This window comes from Nitrospira sp. Nam80 (assembly GCF_965152575.1).
Map to the genome: position 1 here is coordinate 4386890 of NZ_OZ224216.1, position 15084 is coordinate 4401973.

General features: G+C 58.1%; 16 protein-coding genes. All 16 read right to left on the reverse strand.

The window, feature by feature from the left end:
* Positions 1-5 precede the first annotated feature (5 nt).
* The 16 genes from ACWGXE_RS20535 to ACWGXE_RS20610 all read right to left on the reverse strand — a co-directional run bounded on the left by ACWGXE_RS20535 (position 6) and on the right by ACWGXE_RS20610 (position 14972).
* Entirely contained in the window at positions 6-1001 is a 996-nt protein-coding gene (locus ACWGXE_RS20535; protein ID WP_447600000.1) for a PCP reductase family protein, read from the reverse strand.
* Positions 1002-1013: 12 nt separating this feature from the next.
* Positions 1014-1292 carry an HU family DNA-binding protein gene (locus tag ACWGXE_RS20540; protein ID WP_447600001.1) on the reverse strand — a complete coding sequence of 93 codons (279 nt, stop codon included), beginning with the start codon at positions 1290-1292 and terminating at the stop codon, positions 1014-1016.
* Positions 1293-1372: 80 nt separating this feature from the next.
* Positions 1373-2272 carry a signal peptide peptidase SppA gene (sppA, locus tag ACWGXE_RS20545; protein WP_447600002.1) on the reverse strand — a complete coding sequence of 300 codons (900 nt, stop codon included), beginning with the start codon at positions 2270-2272 and terminating at the stop codon, positions 1373-1375.
* Positions 2273-2325: 53 nt separating this feature from the next.
* Positions 2326-4038, reverse strand: a complete 1713-nt coding sequence (locus ACWGXE_RS20550; protein WP_447600003.1) for a 30S ribosomal protein S1 — start codon at positions 4036-4038, stop codon at positions 2326-2328.
* A gap of 57 nt (positions 4039-4095) precedes the next feature.
* Positions 4096-4791 (reverse strand): lysophospholipid acyltransferase family protein, encoded by a 696-nt coding sequence (locus ACWGXE_RS20555; protein WP_447600004.1) that lies wholly within the window; start codon positions 4789-4791, stop codon positions 4096-4098.
* Entirely contained in the window at positions 4788-5498 is a 711-nt protein-coding gene (gene cmk, locus ACWGXE_RS20560; protein ID WP_447600005.1) for a (d)CMP kinase, read from the reverse strand. The genes ACWGXE_RS20555 and cmk overlap by 4 nt, the downstream gene beginning before the upstream one ends.
* An 8-nt stretch (positions 5499-5506) precedes the next feature.
* Positions 5507-6826 (reverse strand): 3-phosphoshikimate 1-carboxyvinyltransferase, encoded by a 1320-nt coding sequence (gene aroA / locus ACWGXE_RS20565; protein WP_447600006.1) that lies wholly within the window; start codon positions 6824-6826, stop codon positions 5507-5509.
* A gap of 5 nt (positions 6827-6831) precedes the next feature.
* Entirely contained in the window at positions 6832-7725 is an 894-nt protein-coding gene (locus tag ACWGXE_RS20570) for a prephenate dehydrogenase (RefSeq protein WP_447600007.1), read from the reverse strand.
* A gap of 55 nt (positions 7726-7780) precedes the next feature.
* Positions 7781-8794, reverse strand: coding sequence for a 3-deoxy-7-phosphoheptulonate synthase (gene aroF, locus ACWGXE_RS20575; protein ID WP_447600008.1), 1014 nt, complete (start codon positions 8792-8794; stop codon positions 7781-7783).
* 25 nt (positions 8795-8819) lie between these two features.
* The gene (gene hisC / locus ACWGXE_RS20580) at positions 8820-9899 is read right to left on the reverse strand and encodes a histidinol-phosphate transaminase (RefSeq protein WP_447600009.1); all 1080 of its coding nucleotides are present in this window, start codon (positions 9897-9899) and stop codon (positions 8820-8822) included.
* A 4-nt stretch (positions 9900-9903) separates the two neighbouring features.
* Positions 9904-10980 carry a prephenate dehydratase gene (gene pheA / locus ACWGXE_RS20585; protein WP_447600010.1) on the reverse strand — a complete coding sequence of 359 codons (1077 nt, stop codon included), beginning with the start codon at positions 10978-10980 and terminating at the stop codon, positions 9904-9906.
* A 135-nt stretch (positions 10981-11115) separates the two neighbouring features.
* Positions 11116-12153, reverse strand: a complete 1038-nt coding sequence (gene ruvB / locus ACWGXE_RS20590; protein ID WP_447600011.1) for a Holliday junction branch migration DNA helicase RuvB — start codon at positions 12151-12153, stop codon at positions 11116-11118.
* A gap of 16 nt (positions 12154-12169) precedes the next feature.
* Positions 12170-12691, reverse strand: a complete 522-nt coding sequence (locus ACWGXE_RS20595) for a hypothetical protein (RefSeq protein WP_447600012.1) — start codon at positions 12689-12691, stop codon at positions 12170-12172.
* 2 nt (positions 12692-12693) lie between these two features.
* Positions 12694-13302, reverse strand: a complete 609-nt coding sequence (gene ruvA, locus ACWGXE_RS20600; RefSeq protein ID WP_447600013.1) for a Holliday junction branch migration protein RuvA — start codon at positions 13300-13302, stop codon at positions 12694-12696.
* A 54-nt stretch (positions 13303-13356) separates the two neighbouring features.
* On the reverse strand, positions 13357-14112 hold the full coding sequence (locus ACWGXE_RS20605; protein WP_447600014.1) for a YebC/PmpR family DNA-binding transcriptional regulator: 756 nt from the start codon (positions 14110-14112) through the stop codon (positions 13357-13359).
* A 161-nt stretch (positions 14113-14273) separates the two neighbouring features.
* The gene (locus ACWGXE_RS20610; protein ID WP_447600015.1) at positions 14274-14972 is read right to left on the reverse strand and encodes a hypothetical protein; all 699 of its coding nucleotides are present in this window, start codon (positions 14970-14972) and stop codon (positions 14274-14276) included.
* Between the last annotated feature and the right edge of the window lie 112 nt (positions 14973-15084).

Here is a 15084-nt window from a genome sequence, read left to right on the forward strand (position 1 = left end):
ACGGGCTACAGCGACCCTTCCCCTTTGAGATATTTGCGGAATCGCGACATGAGGTCGGCACCCAGCGTGCCGCCCTCCGGTTTTTTCGTTTCGGGATCCTTGAAATGATCCCGGATTTCCTGCAGTCGGAGTTCCGCCTGCTCATTGCCCTGCAGCCGTTTGGTCTTCTGAAGCGCCGTCTCAAAGGCATCAAACGTCAGATCGTTGTACCCGAACGACCGAATCCGCTTCACGGCTTTCATCATAGCCTGATTGCGGAAGGTCGTCAGATGGTCCGAGTCGATCTCCTTCAGACCGAGTTTCCGTGCGCGCCGCTCCGCAGCTTTACGAATCCCGCTGCGCACAAAATCCGGCGAGGTTTGTAATCGCTTCCATGCCTCATCCGTCCACGTCACGCGTTCCTGCGGAGCATCCCAGAGTTGGCGCAGGGTCTGCTCGTCGATGGAGGTGAGCCCCCGCTCTCGCGCCAGTTCCTCCGTGTCCAGCTTCAACATATCGTGAACGAATTCCATCGCAATGGGCGGTGAATCTTTGATCTTTTCCTGCAACAGCGCCGCAGCTTGCTCGGTCCATGCCATCGGTGCCGCCGGCGTCTCCCGCACATCGCCCAATGCCTCGACTTTTTCAAACAGATCGACATTGACCTCTAGGTGTCCCCGCTCGCGGGCCATTTCCTCCGCGATCTGCTTGATCATGCCGCGCATGAATTCCGGCACCGTCGCCAGCCGTTCGCGGGCGGCAGCCGTCCACGGCAGGTGCCCTTGTGCCATTTGCTCGGCCGCGTCGCTCATGCCGGACTCGCCGCCCATGCGGCCCATCATTTGATTCTTGAACTCGTCGAGAATTGGTTCGGTAATTTCTTCATAGCCCAGTTCCCGCGCTTTCTTTTCCGCGAGCCGGCGGACCATCCCGCGCAGAAAAATGGGGGCGCGTTCCATCCGTTTGAGCGCGCCTTCACTCCATCGAACCTCGGATGTTGATATGTCATTCGAATGCGACACGTGCATCTCCTGTTATTGATTCAAGAGCTCCTTCAGTTCCTTGCCGGCTTTGAAAAACGGCACCCGTTTGGCGGGGACGGCGACGGTCGCGCCGGTCTTGGGATTCCGTCCCTCCTTCATGCGGCGGGCTCTCAAGCGAAAACTGCCGAATCCTCGAATCTCCGTCTTGTCCCCGTTTCGCAACGAGTCGCGGACACAGTCAAAGATGGTGTTCACGACGATCTCGGCTTGACGCTTGGTCAAAGTCGTCACCTGCTCGGAAACCCGTTCGATGATTTGCGCCTTGGTCATAGCTCCCTCTCTTGCGGTTTAGTGCTGAGAGACCTCCACGAGGACGTTCGCCTGCTTTTCAAACGCGTACCGGACACGACTTAGAACGCCATCAAGTACTTCAAGCTCATGCCGGCTTGGAGCTCAAGTTTGGGGAACAACGATGCCAGCCGCGACTCCAGCAACTCACGAATTGAAAAGCGCCGCCGCGGTTCCAGGACCTTGGGCTCCCCTTCGATACCTACAATGTCGGCGGCGAGTCGAATGGCGTCGTCCAGATCACCCAATTCATCCACCAACCGAGCCTCCTTGGCCTGGCGCCCCGTAAAAATCCGCCCATCCGCCAATGGTTGTACTTCCGATAGTTCCAACGAACGGCCCTCGGCGACAGCCTGAATGAATTGCTGGTGAACATCGTCCATGACCGATTGCATCAGTTTACGTTCTTCCTCGTTCATCTTGCGGAGCGGTGACCCCACATCCTTATATCTGCCGCTTTTGATCACGACGCCTTCGACGCCGATCTTCTTCAGCAACCCTTCGACATTGGCCATTTCCATGATGACCCCGATACTGCCGGTGAGCGTGCCGGGATTGGCGATAATGCGATCGGTCGCTGCTGCGATATAATATCCGCCGGACGCCGCAACAGTCCCCATCGAGGCGATAATCGCTTTGTTGCTCCTATTTTTCACGCGCTTCACCGCATCATGGATCTCCTGCGACGGCACGACCCCGCCTCCGGGGCTGTCGATGCGCAGTACGATGGCCTTCACGAGAGGGTTTTCGCTGAATCGCTTCAAGTCGCCGACCGTGGTCTGAGCATCCAGAATAACGCCTTCCACCCGGACCAGCGCAATGCGGTTCTCCCCGGACAAGTCGAGATCGGGAAACAAGATATTGAGGACGATCAGCGCCCCAATGCCAATCACCGCGATCCAGACGATTCGCCGAAACAGGCTGCGTTTTCGGCCGGCCGGCTTGTCAGTTCCCTCATCCATATAGGCTCCTGTGCAGGCAATCTGTCCGAATCGGCCTCACCAGGCGGAGCGCCCTATTGCGCATCCCCCTCGCCTCGCTTCCGGCTTTGCTTGGCCGCTCGGCCGAGCGATTGATCGACGGCCCCCTGCGACGCATGGAACTCATCCACTTGCCGGCGCTCAGCATCCATTTGATGGTCCCGCAGGCTAAGAGCGATCTTTCGCTCCTCGCGGTCGACCTTAATGATCTTCGCAGTCACCTCGTCTTGGGCTTTGAATTTGTCCTCCATGCGGGCCTGGGGTTCGAGCCCGACTTCGCTGACATGGATCAGTCCTTCGACATCCCCGTCCAGCTCAACAAAAACGCCAAAATCCGCGATCTTCGTGACTTTACCGGAGACCGTATCACCGACATGATACCGCGCCGGGATTTGATCGTCCCAAGGATCGCGGCTGAGTTGCTTGTAGCCCAGGGACAGGCGTTCTTTATCCTTGTCGATGCGAATCACGACGGCATCGACCTTCTGTCCCTTCTTAAACAATTCGGACGGATGCTTGATGTGCTTGGTCCAGGACATGTCGGAAATGTGAATCAGCCCGTCGATGCCCTCTTCCAATCCGACAAACGCCCCGAAATCGGTCAGGCTTTTCACTTTGCCTTCGATACGGGTGCCGGGCGGATATTTACCTTCGATCATGTCCCAGGGATTGGGCGCTGTTTGCTTCATACCGAGGGAGATCTTCCGGTTCGCCGGATCCACGTTCAACACGGCCGCTTCGACCTGGTCCCCCACCGACACGACACGCGAAGGATGGCGCACTTCATGGGTCCAGGACATTTCGGACACGTGAACCAATCCCTCGACTCCCGGTTCTAGTTCGATGAAGGCCCCGTAATCCGTCAGGCTCACGACGCGCCCGCGCACGCGGGTCCCGACGGGATATTTGCCGGCAACGCCGGTCCATGGATCGGCGCTCTTTTGCTTCAAGCCGAGTGAAATGCGGCCGGTCTCGCGATCATATTTCAGGACGGTGACTTCAACTTTATCACCGACCTGGAACAGTTCCGAGGGATGCCCGACGCGCCCCCAGGACATGTCGGTGATGTGCAAGAGTCCGTCGATGCCTCCCAAATCGATAAAGGCCCCGTAGTCCGTAATGTTCTTGACCATTCCTTGGATGAGTTGGCCTTCTTTCAGCGAAGCCAAGGTGGTTTGGCGCCGCTTGTCGCGTGATTCCTCCAATAACACCCGGCGGGACACGACCACATTCCCGCGCCGATGATTAATCTTAATGATTTTCAGCGGGAAGGTCTTGCCGACCAATCCATCGAGATCGCGGACAGGATGCAGGTCGATCTGAGAACCGGGCAGGAAGGCCTTGACGCCGATATCGACCATCATGCCGCCCTTGATGCGGGAAATGATTTTGCCTTCGATGCTCTTCTCCTCTTTGTGGAGCTTTTCCAGTTCTTCCCAAATCTTCATCTTGTCGGCTTTTTCTTTGGAAAGAACCAGATTGCCGTCGGCGTCTTCACACTCCTCCAAATAAACTTGTAACCGGTCGCCGACCTTCAAGCGCTGCAATTCTTCGGATGAGAATTGATCGGCCGAGATCATGCCTTCCGATTTGTACCCGATATCGACGACCACCTTATCCTTGCCGATCGCCACCACGGAGCCTTCCGTGATGGTGCCTTCCTCGAAGTTCCGGAAGGTTTCTTCGTACATGGCGGCAAGGGCGTCGCGATTCAATTTAGGTTCCATTTGTCTCGTCACTGTACTCATGAGCAATTCCTAGTCCTCCGGCTCATGCCGGGTGCTGAAAGTGAAATGACACGAGGCTTACTCAGCGTTGCAAGACTCGGGAGCCAATGTCGAGCCAAGGCGCGACTGGTCGCCGGATCGTTCTCCGTGGTCCTTGGGAGGCGCCACGTGTCCCAGCGTCGCAATCTTAGCCATGACTGTTCGACTCACATGTTGATAGAGTGCTTTTCCTTCCAAACGCTTCAGATCATCAGAAAAATTAACCGGCTCTCCATACGAGATCGTCACCCGGCGGAATCGCGGCCAGAACGCTCCGACGGGCAGCGCCTCATGCGTGCCTTTGATAAAGGCCGGAACGACGGGACAACCGGTCTGGCTCACGATGAGTCCGATCCCTGGCTTGCCCGGACGCAATTTGCCCGTTGCCGAACGAGTTCCTTCCGGGAAAATAACGACCGCTCTGCCTGCTTTGATATGTTCCACGGCTTTCGCAAATGCGATCCGATCCAATCGACCCACCCGTAATGGAATCCATCCCAGCGCCTGCAACACCTGATTCAGCAGCGGGATCGGAAACAGATCATGTCGCCCGAGGAACCAGACACGCCGGGAAATCCCGCAGCCCAGGAGCGGAATATCCAAATAACTCGCATGATTCGCCGCCACGAGAATCCCGCCTTCACGAGGCACGCTCCCGGTTGTCTTGTATCGGAAACAGATCCAACCGACGACCCGTGACAAGATCCATAGCAACCCATAGACGACCCCGGTCACAACTTGGCCGCAATGACGGCGAGCATGTGCCGGACCACTTCCTCCGCCGGGATCGCCGATGTATCGATCAGCTCGGCATCCGGCGCCGGCATCAACGGCGCGACGTCCCTGGTCCGATCACGAGTGTCCCGGCCCGAGATATCTCGTTTGGTCTCCTCCAGCGGCACCGCATGTCCTGCGGCGACCAACTCGTGATGCCGGCGCGTGGCTCGCACCTCCACATCCGCCTCAAGAAAAAATTTGATGTCCGCCGTCGGAAAGACCACCGTACCGATGTCTCGGCCTTCCGCGACGACACCACCGCAGGCCCCAATTTTTCGCTGGACCGGAAGCAACCATTCCCGTACCGCCGGAACGGCCGACACGATCGAGGCCAAACTGGTGACCGCCGGCATCCGGAGTTCTTGTGAAATCTCATGGCCATCGACATAAACCCCGATGCGTTCTCGGGCACAATCCATATGGATCTCGGTATGCTGAAGCAGATCGGCCATGGCCAAATGGTCATGAGGGTGGACGCCGGCGGCTTTGACCTTCCAGGCCACGGCACGATAGAGGGCGCCGGTATCCAGATATAAATATCCCAAACGGGAGGCCAGCAACTTGGCGACCGTACTCTTCCCCGCGCCCGCCGGCCCGTCGATCGCGATCACCAACCCGCGCCTGTCCTGACCGTCCTTGCCTGTCCTGCCGATGGACTCCTGCATTATAGGGATCACGCCTTGTCGGTCAATAAATCGGCCAACTTCTGGTCAAATTGGGGAAATGACGTTTCGATACAGTCCGTGTTTTCAATAGTGGTGGGGACCGGTGCAGTCAGGGCGCCGACCGCAAGCGACATCGCGACGCGATGATCCCCGTGACTCGAACAGCGAGCCCCGGATAGGCGCCCATTTCCATGGCGGTCGCCAAGTCCCTCAATAAGAAGGCCATCGGGTTTTTCCACGACTCGCGCCCCCATCGATCGCAGTTCCGCAGCCATGGTGGCGATACGATCGCTTTCCTTGACCCGCAATTCTCCCGCACCCGAGATTTCCGTCGTTCCGGCGGCGACCGCCGCCGCCACGCAGAGGATGGGAAATTCGTCGATAGTCTGCGGGATGTCCTCCGCGCCGATACGGATGCCTTTCAGCGGAGCAGTTTGCACTCGTAAATCCGCCACCGGCTCGCCTGATTCATGCCGATGATTTTCGATTTGGATGTCGGCTCCCATTTTGTTCAGCAGATCGATCAAACCGGTTCTGGTCTGATTCATCCCAACGCCGGTCACCGTCACGCAAGATTCAGGAACGATCGTCGCGCCGACGAGAAAAAACGCGGCGGCGGAAAGGTCCCCGGCGACCTTGACTTCCCCGCCACCCCATCGGACCGGCGGTCTCCCCTCGATCGTCAGGCTGAGGCCTTCGCGCTTGAATGGGATACCGAAATACTGAAAGAGCCGCTCGGTATGGTCGCGAGAAGCCCCCGGTTCGGAGAAGACCGTCGCCCCGTCGGCATAGAGGGCGGCAAGCAAGAGCGCCGACTTAATCTGGCCGCTGGCAACGGGAGACTGATAGTTAATCGCCCGCAACTTCGTTCCCGTCACCGCCAGCGGCGCCAGTTCCCCCCCTTTGCGGCCCGCGATCGAAGCTCCCATCTGGCGGAGCGGCTTCACCACCCGGCCCATCGGACGCTTCCGGATCGATTCGTCGCCGGTGAGGACGGTAAAGAAATCCTGTCCGGCGAGGACGCCCGCCAAGAGGCGAATACCGGTTCCTGAATTTCCGCAGTCGATCGGGCTCTCCGGTTCAGTGAGCCCCCACATGCCTTTGCCATGCACCACCAAGTGACGGTCGGTTTCATCCACGCGCACACCCAGCGAGCGGAACGCCCGCATGGTATTCAGACAGTCCTCGCCACGGCAGTACCCGGAGATGGTGGTCGCTCCATCGCCCAAAGCACTCAGGATAACGGCTCGATGGGTAATGGATTTGTCGCCCGGGACCGCCACGGTTCCGCGCAAGGGACGACCCGGTGTAATGGTGAGAGATGCCATCGTGCTCAGGCCGATCTAGCCGGCCGCTGATTTAACTGCTCGCGTTCGTGCTTGGCATTTTCGAGTTCTTTTTCGATGCCCGCGCCATCTCCGGCACGAATCAATCGTTTCAATTCCCCGAGCCGGCGCTCATAGGCTTCAATGAAGGAGACGAGATTATCCCGGTTCCAGAGAAAGATGTCCCGCCACATCTCGGGAGAACTGGCCGCAATCCTCGTCGTATCACGCAGCCCGCCGCCCGAATGCCCGGCAAGGTCGAGTTCCGGGATCCCATGGTCCCTGGCATCCGCCAAGGTATTGATCAAAGCAAAGGCGGCGGCATGGGGCAAATGACTCACCGCGCCGAGAATTTTGTCATGGAGATACGGATCCATCTCCAGCACCGTCGATCCGGCCGTTTCCCACAACGCGCGAACCGTCGCGAGCGCGGCACGATCTGTTGATGTGGTCGGCGTAAGAATACAGCGGGCACGCTGAAACAACGTCTCCGATCCGGCCGCGACCCCTGTCTTCTCCTTGCCCGCGATCGGATGGGCGCCGACAAAATGGACGTTCGCCGGCATCATCGCTTCGGCACGCTCCACCAGCAGTCCCTTGACGCTTCCCACGTCGCTCACTACGGCGCCGGACGGGAGGCACTGGGCCCAATCTTTCAGATGTTGCTCATAGGTATCGACGGGAGTGGCCAAGACAACGAAATCCGCGGCTCTTACCCCTTCCTTCGGATCCGACACGTATCGATCGATGGCGCCGAGGTCGACGGCCGTCTTCAAATTCTCGAGGCGGCGGCCGATTCCCACGACTTCATCGGCAAGCTTTTTCCGGCGGAGGATCATCCCGAGCGATCCTCCGATCAGCCCGACTCCGATGATCGCGACCTGTCTAAAGTGCACCGTCATGCCGTTTGACCGCACCTCATGAACTCAGCACGGTTCCTTTTGAGAGATGTGGATCTCACAGGGTTCGTCCGACCGCTTCAGCGATCTTATGAAGGTCGTGCATCAATTCCTTGAACTTGCTCGGCCTGATGGACTCTTCCCCGTCACAGAGCGCGCATTCCGGGTTGGAATGCACCTCCACCAACAGTCCGTCCGCACCGGCCGCCACCGCGGCCTTTGACATCGGCGCTACGAGATTCCACTTGCCGGTCGCATGGCTCGGATCGACGATCACCGGAAGATGCGAAAGTTCTTTCAGCGTCGGGATGGCGGCCAAGTCCAAAGTATTTCGATATTGAGTTTCGAAGGTCCTGATGCCCCGCTCGCACAGCATCACATTGCGGTTGCCCCGGGACATGATGTATTCCGCGGACAGTAGAAATTCCTTGATCGTCGCCGACAGACCGCGCTTCAGCAACACCGGCTTATCATAGGCGCCTACCTCTTTCAGCAGTTCGAAATTTTGCATGTTCCGGGCGCCGATCTGAATGATATCCGCCTTTTCAAGAAACAACTCGATGTCGCGCGTATCCAGAATCTCGCTCACGACCGGCAATCCGGTCTGCTTCCTCGCTTCGAGGAGATAATCCAGCCCCTCCCGGCCAAGCCCTTGAAATGAATAGGGTGAGGTTCTGGGCTTGTAGGCGCCGCCGCGCAATACGGTGGCACCCGATGATTTGACCTCATGCGCAATTCCCACCGTGAGTTCCAACCGTTCGACGGCGCACGGGCCCGCCATGATCGTGACCTTCCGGTCTCCGATCTTCACGCCGTTGACATCGATGATGGTGTTCTCTTTCTTGAATTCCCGGCTGACCAGTTTCCAGGGAGCCAGGATGGGCAGCACACTCTCGACCCCGGGCAGGGCCGTCAGCGGCTGATTCTGGAGAATACGGTCGTCCCCGATTACCCCGATAATGGTCCGCTCTTGTCCCGTCGAAATATGTGATTTCAGCCCAAGCTCCCGCAAGCGGTCAATGATATGATCGACCTCCCGCTCACTGGCCTCGGGCCGCAAAACAATAATCATGACAGCCTCTTTTGTTTCGCCGCGCTCACGCCTTCAGTACTTTCTGCAATGCCGCCACAAACGCCTGATTCTCCTCCGGCAAGCCGATACTCACCCGCACCATCGGTCCATGAATATGTCGAACAATGACGCCTTCCCGCAACAATGCCTCAAAGAGTAGACGGCCGTCCCTGCCTGCATCGAAGTAGAGAAAGTTGGCGTCGCTCGGAAGCGGCTTGATGCTCAGGGCTTCCAGTGCGGAGCGGACCTTTTCCATTTCGATTGCGTTCAACGTTCGACTTCTTGCGACATGGTCCTCATCTTGTAACGCGGCTAGCGCCGCCCGCTGGGCCATGCTGTTGGCATTGAACGGTGGACGGACTCGGTTCAAGTAGCCGGTGATTTCCGCTGTCGTCACGCCGTAGCCGATCCTCAGTCCCGCGAGGCCGTATATTTTTGAAAACGTCCTCAACACGACCGCATGGCGGCCTTGGGCCACATATTTCAAACTATCGGGAAAGTCGGGAAGCCGCACATATTCATAGTAGGCTTCGTCAAACACGACGAGCACATGGTCCGGGAGACGCGCCATCAGCGCATCCACGTCCGCCTGTCCGACTGTAGTGCCGGTCGGATTATTGGGATTGCACAAAAAGAGGAGCCTTGTCTTATCGGTGACCGCATCGGCCATCGCCCGTAGATCGTGCCGGCCGTTCTTGAGCGGAACTTCAACGGGGATTCCGTGCGCGGCCGTGACCTCCATCTTATAGATAACGAAGGTCTGGTCCGCCATGACCGCTTCATCACCCGGCGCGAGAAACGCACGAGCCAAGAGACCGAGAATCTCATCCGACCCGTTTCCCAAAATGACCTGATCCAAGGCGACCTTCCACCGTTCCGCCAAGGCGGTGCGCAATTTATGGGCGCCGCCGTCCGGGTATCGATTCAACGTGGAGGCAACCTGGGACAAGACCGCCAATGCTTTCGGCGACGGGCCGATGGGGTTTTCGTTCGAAGCCAGTTTCACCACGCGGGACAACCCCAGCTCGCGCTGTAACTCTTCGATCGGCTTGCCCGGAATGTAAGGATGAAGGGACAGAATGTCTTGATGGACGTGTAGCGGCATGATGTCAGTTATGCGCCGGATAGGAACCGAGAATTTTCATGAACAGGCACCGGCCTTTGACTTCCTCCAACGCCTTTCTCAGTTTTTCTTCTTCGATATGGCCCTCGATATCGACGAAGAACAAATACTCCCAGGCCTTGCGACGGGACGGACGCGATTCGATCTTCGTCATATTCAAGCCATGCGAAGCAAACGGGCGCAGCAAGTCGTACAGCGCTCCGACTTTGTCTTTGATAGACAGCATGAGAGACGTCTTATCCCGACCGGTCCGTTCAGGCGGTTTTTGGGACAAGACCAGGAATCGGGTGAAGTTATTAATATTATCTTCAATCCGCGCCGTGATGACTTTCAGGCCGTAGAGCTGCGCCGCAAGTTCCGACGCGATCGCGGCGGCGGAGGGCTCGTCGACACAGACCTCCGCAGCACGCGCCGTGCTGGCGACCTCCGAGACCGGAACATGGGGCAGGTTCGTTTCCAGCCAGTTCCGGCACTGAGCGATGGCATGGGAATGCGAATAAATCTTTTTCACATCGTCGATCAGACCCGTCTTTGACAGTAGATGGTGCGCCACTTCTTGGAGCACCTCTCCATAGATCAGAAGGTTCGAATCGATGAACATGTCGAGCGTGTAGTTCACGACCCCTTCGGTCGTATTCTCAATAGGAACCACGCCGAAGTTGGCTCGCCCGCGCTCCACCTCACTGAACACTTCCTTGATACTACCGACCGGCACGTACTGGGCGGAGGCGCCGAATTTTTGGGTACAGGCCATATGAGTGAACGTCGCCCGAGGACCCAAGTAGGCCACCTTTTGTGGCCCTTCCAGGGACAGAGAGGCCGACATGATTTCCCGGTACAACGGCCGGATGGCATCGGTCGGGAAGGGGCCGGTGTTCTGCTTCATCAGTCGGTCAATGATGGCCGCTTCCCTGGCCGGCGTATGGAGATGGGCGTCGGAATCCTTCAGCTTCTTGAGTTTTCCAATCTCGACGACGCTTTTGGATCGTTGGTTCAAGAGCCGTAGGATCTCGTCGTCGATACGGTCGATCTCCTGCCGGTACCCCTGCAAGTCATTGGACATGATGGGATCTATTTCCTTCCGGAGGACTCCCGTAGCAAGGCGGGGGTCTTTCGCACACGTCGCCGTCTCTGGTGCGGGGCCAAGCGAGTATCCTACAGGAAGCGCCGAGATCTTTGCAACAATAGACTCGACGATTCAATGACTTGCAGGAGGCTCGGTTTCTTCTGGCGGAGAGAATAGATCCTTCTGTTTTTTGAAATGTGCATACGCGAGCCTCGTGGCTTGCCGGCCTCGGCCGGTGCGTTCCAACATGGCGGCCTGAATCAGGTACGGCTCGTAGACATCTTCCAACGTGCCTTTGTCTTCTTGCACAGCGGCGGCCAATGATTCGATTCCCACCGGCCCTCCGTCGAATTTTTCGAGAATCGTGAGGAGAATTTTCCGGTCCATTTCATCAAACCCGGCCGAATCGATCCCCAGCCAATCAAGGGCCGCTTCGGCCACCGGCTTGGTCACCCGGCCGGCGGCTTTAATTTGTGCATAGTCCCTGGTTCGCCTGATCAACCGATTCACGATCCGGGGCGTCCCTCTGGCTCGGCGCGCGATTTCCGCCGCCCCTGCTTGCTCCATTTCCACATGGAGCAGCAATGCCGACCGCAACACAATCGCTTCCAACTCAACCGGCGTATAGAACTCCAGCCGATGGACCAACCCAAACCGATCCCGTAAAGGGGAAGTCAGGGCGCCGGCCCTCGTGGTTGCGCCCACCAAGGTGAATCGTGGCAAATCCAGCTTGATCGTACGCGTGGAAGGGCCTTGTCCGATGACGAGGTCCAATTGATAGTCTTCCATAGCCGGATACAGCGCTTCCTCTACCGAGGCCGGCAGGCGATGAATCTCGTCGATGAAGAGCACATCATGTTCCTGTAAATTGGTGAGGATGGCCGCCAAATCGCCCGCATGGCTTAACACGAGACCGGATGTTGATTTGATGGAGACTCCCATTTCCCGGGCAATGATATGGGCGATCGTGGTCTTGCCCAGTCCGGGAGGCCCGTAGAAAATGGCATGGTCCAGCGCTTCCCCCCGACGCCGCGCCGCCTCGATGCAGATCCGCAGGGATTCCTTCATGCGCTCTTGCCCCACATATTCTTCCAACGACTGGGGCCGCAACGCCGCTTCTAATCCGCGCTCGTCATCGGATACGCGGTTCGTGACCATGCGATCGGACATCCGAACCTCTCCGATTCTATTTGGAGCTGGGCGCCGGCCGGAACTTCGGCGGAGGCGTCCCGGCTCCTTCCCCGGCCGTCCCGGTACTTCCACAGTCGGGCGGGCAGACGACTCCGCCTTTGGTCGGGTCTGGCAAGGTACTTTCCATCTGCTGCTGTTGGCATTGCGCAAGGAGACCGCCGGCACGTTGGCCGCATCGGGCCACGACGTTGGAGCGACCGATTTCCCTGTATCCGCCCGGACATTCTCCGCACACCGCCAGCATATTCGCTCCCAAGGGCACACATTGCACCAGTGTCGACTCTCCATCCTTACAGAGTTCCGGCGCGCTGGTTACGGCGGTCGTCGCATAGCCGTCGGGACAGCTTCCACACATTTTACGAATCGATTTGGGCTCGTTCTCCGGCTCGGCAGCCGATACCGCCGTCATCAGGAGTGCACAGGTCATCATCATGACGAGCCATAACCGTCCCACGATAGATCCGCCGCCGAGTCCGTCCGGGCGCTTGCCGCATCCTTGATCTTCCGTATGATTCATCGCTACCCCCTGGCTAATTCCTTGAGTGCTTCTCGAATGAAATCCTGAAGGAGGGACGGAGGTTGTTGTCCGCCTGAGATTCGCTTGAGGACTTCCTTCACGTCGGCCGTCCGGTATCCGAGATTCACCAAGGCGGACAAGGCGTCATCCTGCAGCACATCGGACGCGCTGGACACCGCATGAGAACTGGGGCCTGCCGCGGGCTGGATGCGGGCGGCTTTTTCCTTGAGTTCAAGTACAATGCGACCGGCGGATTTCTTTCCGATGCCGGGGACCGTGGCAAGTTTTTCGATGTCGCCAGCCTGAATGGCGGTCAGGAGATCCATGACAGGGAGAGTAGACAGCACACTCAGCGCCAATTTGGGACCGATGCCGGAAACGGCGGTCAACAAGAGGAAGGACTCTTTTTCGGCGCCGGTCAAAAATCCATAGAGCTGAATGGCATCTTCTCGAAGGTGGGTGTGGATGCTGAGCGTGACGACGTCGTTGACGCCGGGAAGCGCATAATAGGTGCTGAGCGGGATGAAGACCTCATAACCGACGCCTTGGACATCAAGCGTCAAGGCGGTAGGTGCCTTCACAGCCACACGGCCCGTCAGTAAGGCGATCATCTCAAGTGATAGGGAGAGTAGCGCGAGCTGTGGCCGACCAGTGGGATTCGAAGGTTACCCGGCCGCCGCGGCCATTTTTTCCATAACCTCGTCCGGAATATCGAAGTTTGCATGCACCTTCTGGACGTCATCGTGTTCATCGAGGACTTCCATCAACTTGAGCATCTGCTCGGCCGGCCGTTCCTCGAGGCGGATGGTATTTTGCGGAATGAAATTGATCTCCGCCAGCGAGGTCTCGATCGAGGCATCGCTGAGAGCCTTTTTCACGGCCTCGAAGTCATGCGGATCGGTGATGATTTCAAAGGCCTTGTCCGTGACTTTCACATCTTCCGCGCCGGCCTCCAAGGTGACGGCCAGCAGACGATCCTCATCGGCCTTGTCCTTTTCGACAACCAGCACGCCCCTTTTCTGGAACTGCCAGGAAACCGCCCCAGCTTCCGCCATATTGCCGCTGTTCTTGGTGAGCAGATTTCGGATCTCGGCCACGGTGCGATTGCGATTATCCGACGTGATCTCAATGAGCAGCGCCGTACCGCCCGGCCCGTAGCCCTCAAGGCTGAACTCTTCATAAGTCACACCGGGCAGTTCACCGGTCCCGCGCTGAATCGCCTTCTTCATCGTATCACCGGGCATATTGGCTTCCTTCGCTTTGGAAATGGCGAGCCGCAGCCGGGGATTGCCGTCCGGGTCGCCGCCCGATCGGGCGGCAATGGTCAATTCCCTGATGATTCTGGTGAAGATTTTTCCGCGCTTCGCGTCCTGTGCCGATTTATGGCGCTTGATGGTCGCCCAATGGCTATGCCCACCCATGTGTTCCTCCCCGGGACTGGTACGCCCGCCATGCCGTTCCAGGACGCCGAATCCGCTTGGATCGTGATGAAAGAGTTCGAACGGTTAGAGCTAACACAGTGCGGACAAACGTGTCAAACCACAGGCAGCCGCCTCGTCGCGTACTTGCATTGCTGCTGAGCTCATTCGGAATAGAAAAGCAGTTGGACGCCGATTGCCAGAACCAAGATGGCCCAGGCGAATTCCCACCAGGTCCCGAGAACCACCGGAACCGTATCACCATGCCGACCCCATTGAGGGGGTTTGCGCCAACGCGCTGATACCAACTTTGACGAACCGGCTGTAATGGCCAACAATCCCATGATCGTGTGATGAAGCTGGATCTTGTGCGCGGCCGGATGATCGCCATGCGAATGACCGAACAGCATCAAGCCGCCGATGATCGCAAAGAGCGGAAGCGGGATAGCCCACGTGCTGCGGCGCATCGGCCCCAAGCGGCGCATCAATTCAATGGCACCGACGGCCAAAGCCAGAACTCCATAAGTCTTGTGCTGGATCATCTCCGGATCCTGCCCGGATAACGTTTTGGCCAGCGTGAGCGAACCGATCGGCCAAGCGTCGTGGTCACTCCAGATCAACAAGAAGATCCCGGCTGTCATGAACGAGAACGGAAGCAGGAGCCGCGTCCAGGCTAGAACATGGAGACCCAGCGCCTGCCGCAATTCGCTGAGGCCGATCAGCAGGACCAAGATGCCGGCGAGATGATGATTGGCTTCCGAATAGGCGATGCCCTCGGCGGAACCTTCCCAGAGAGAGGGCGAGGCTGAATGATGGTGATGAGAGCTCGCGGCCTCATACACCCCGTCGCCTTGCACCGGCACAGACCATCCGGTGAAAATGATTACAAGGACACTTGCACACCAAAAGAGGAGGCCGGCCGACGAGAGTCGCCCCCGCCGACTTTGGAGACACCGCCCTTTCAAAAGTCCCAAC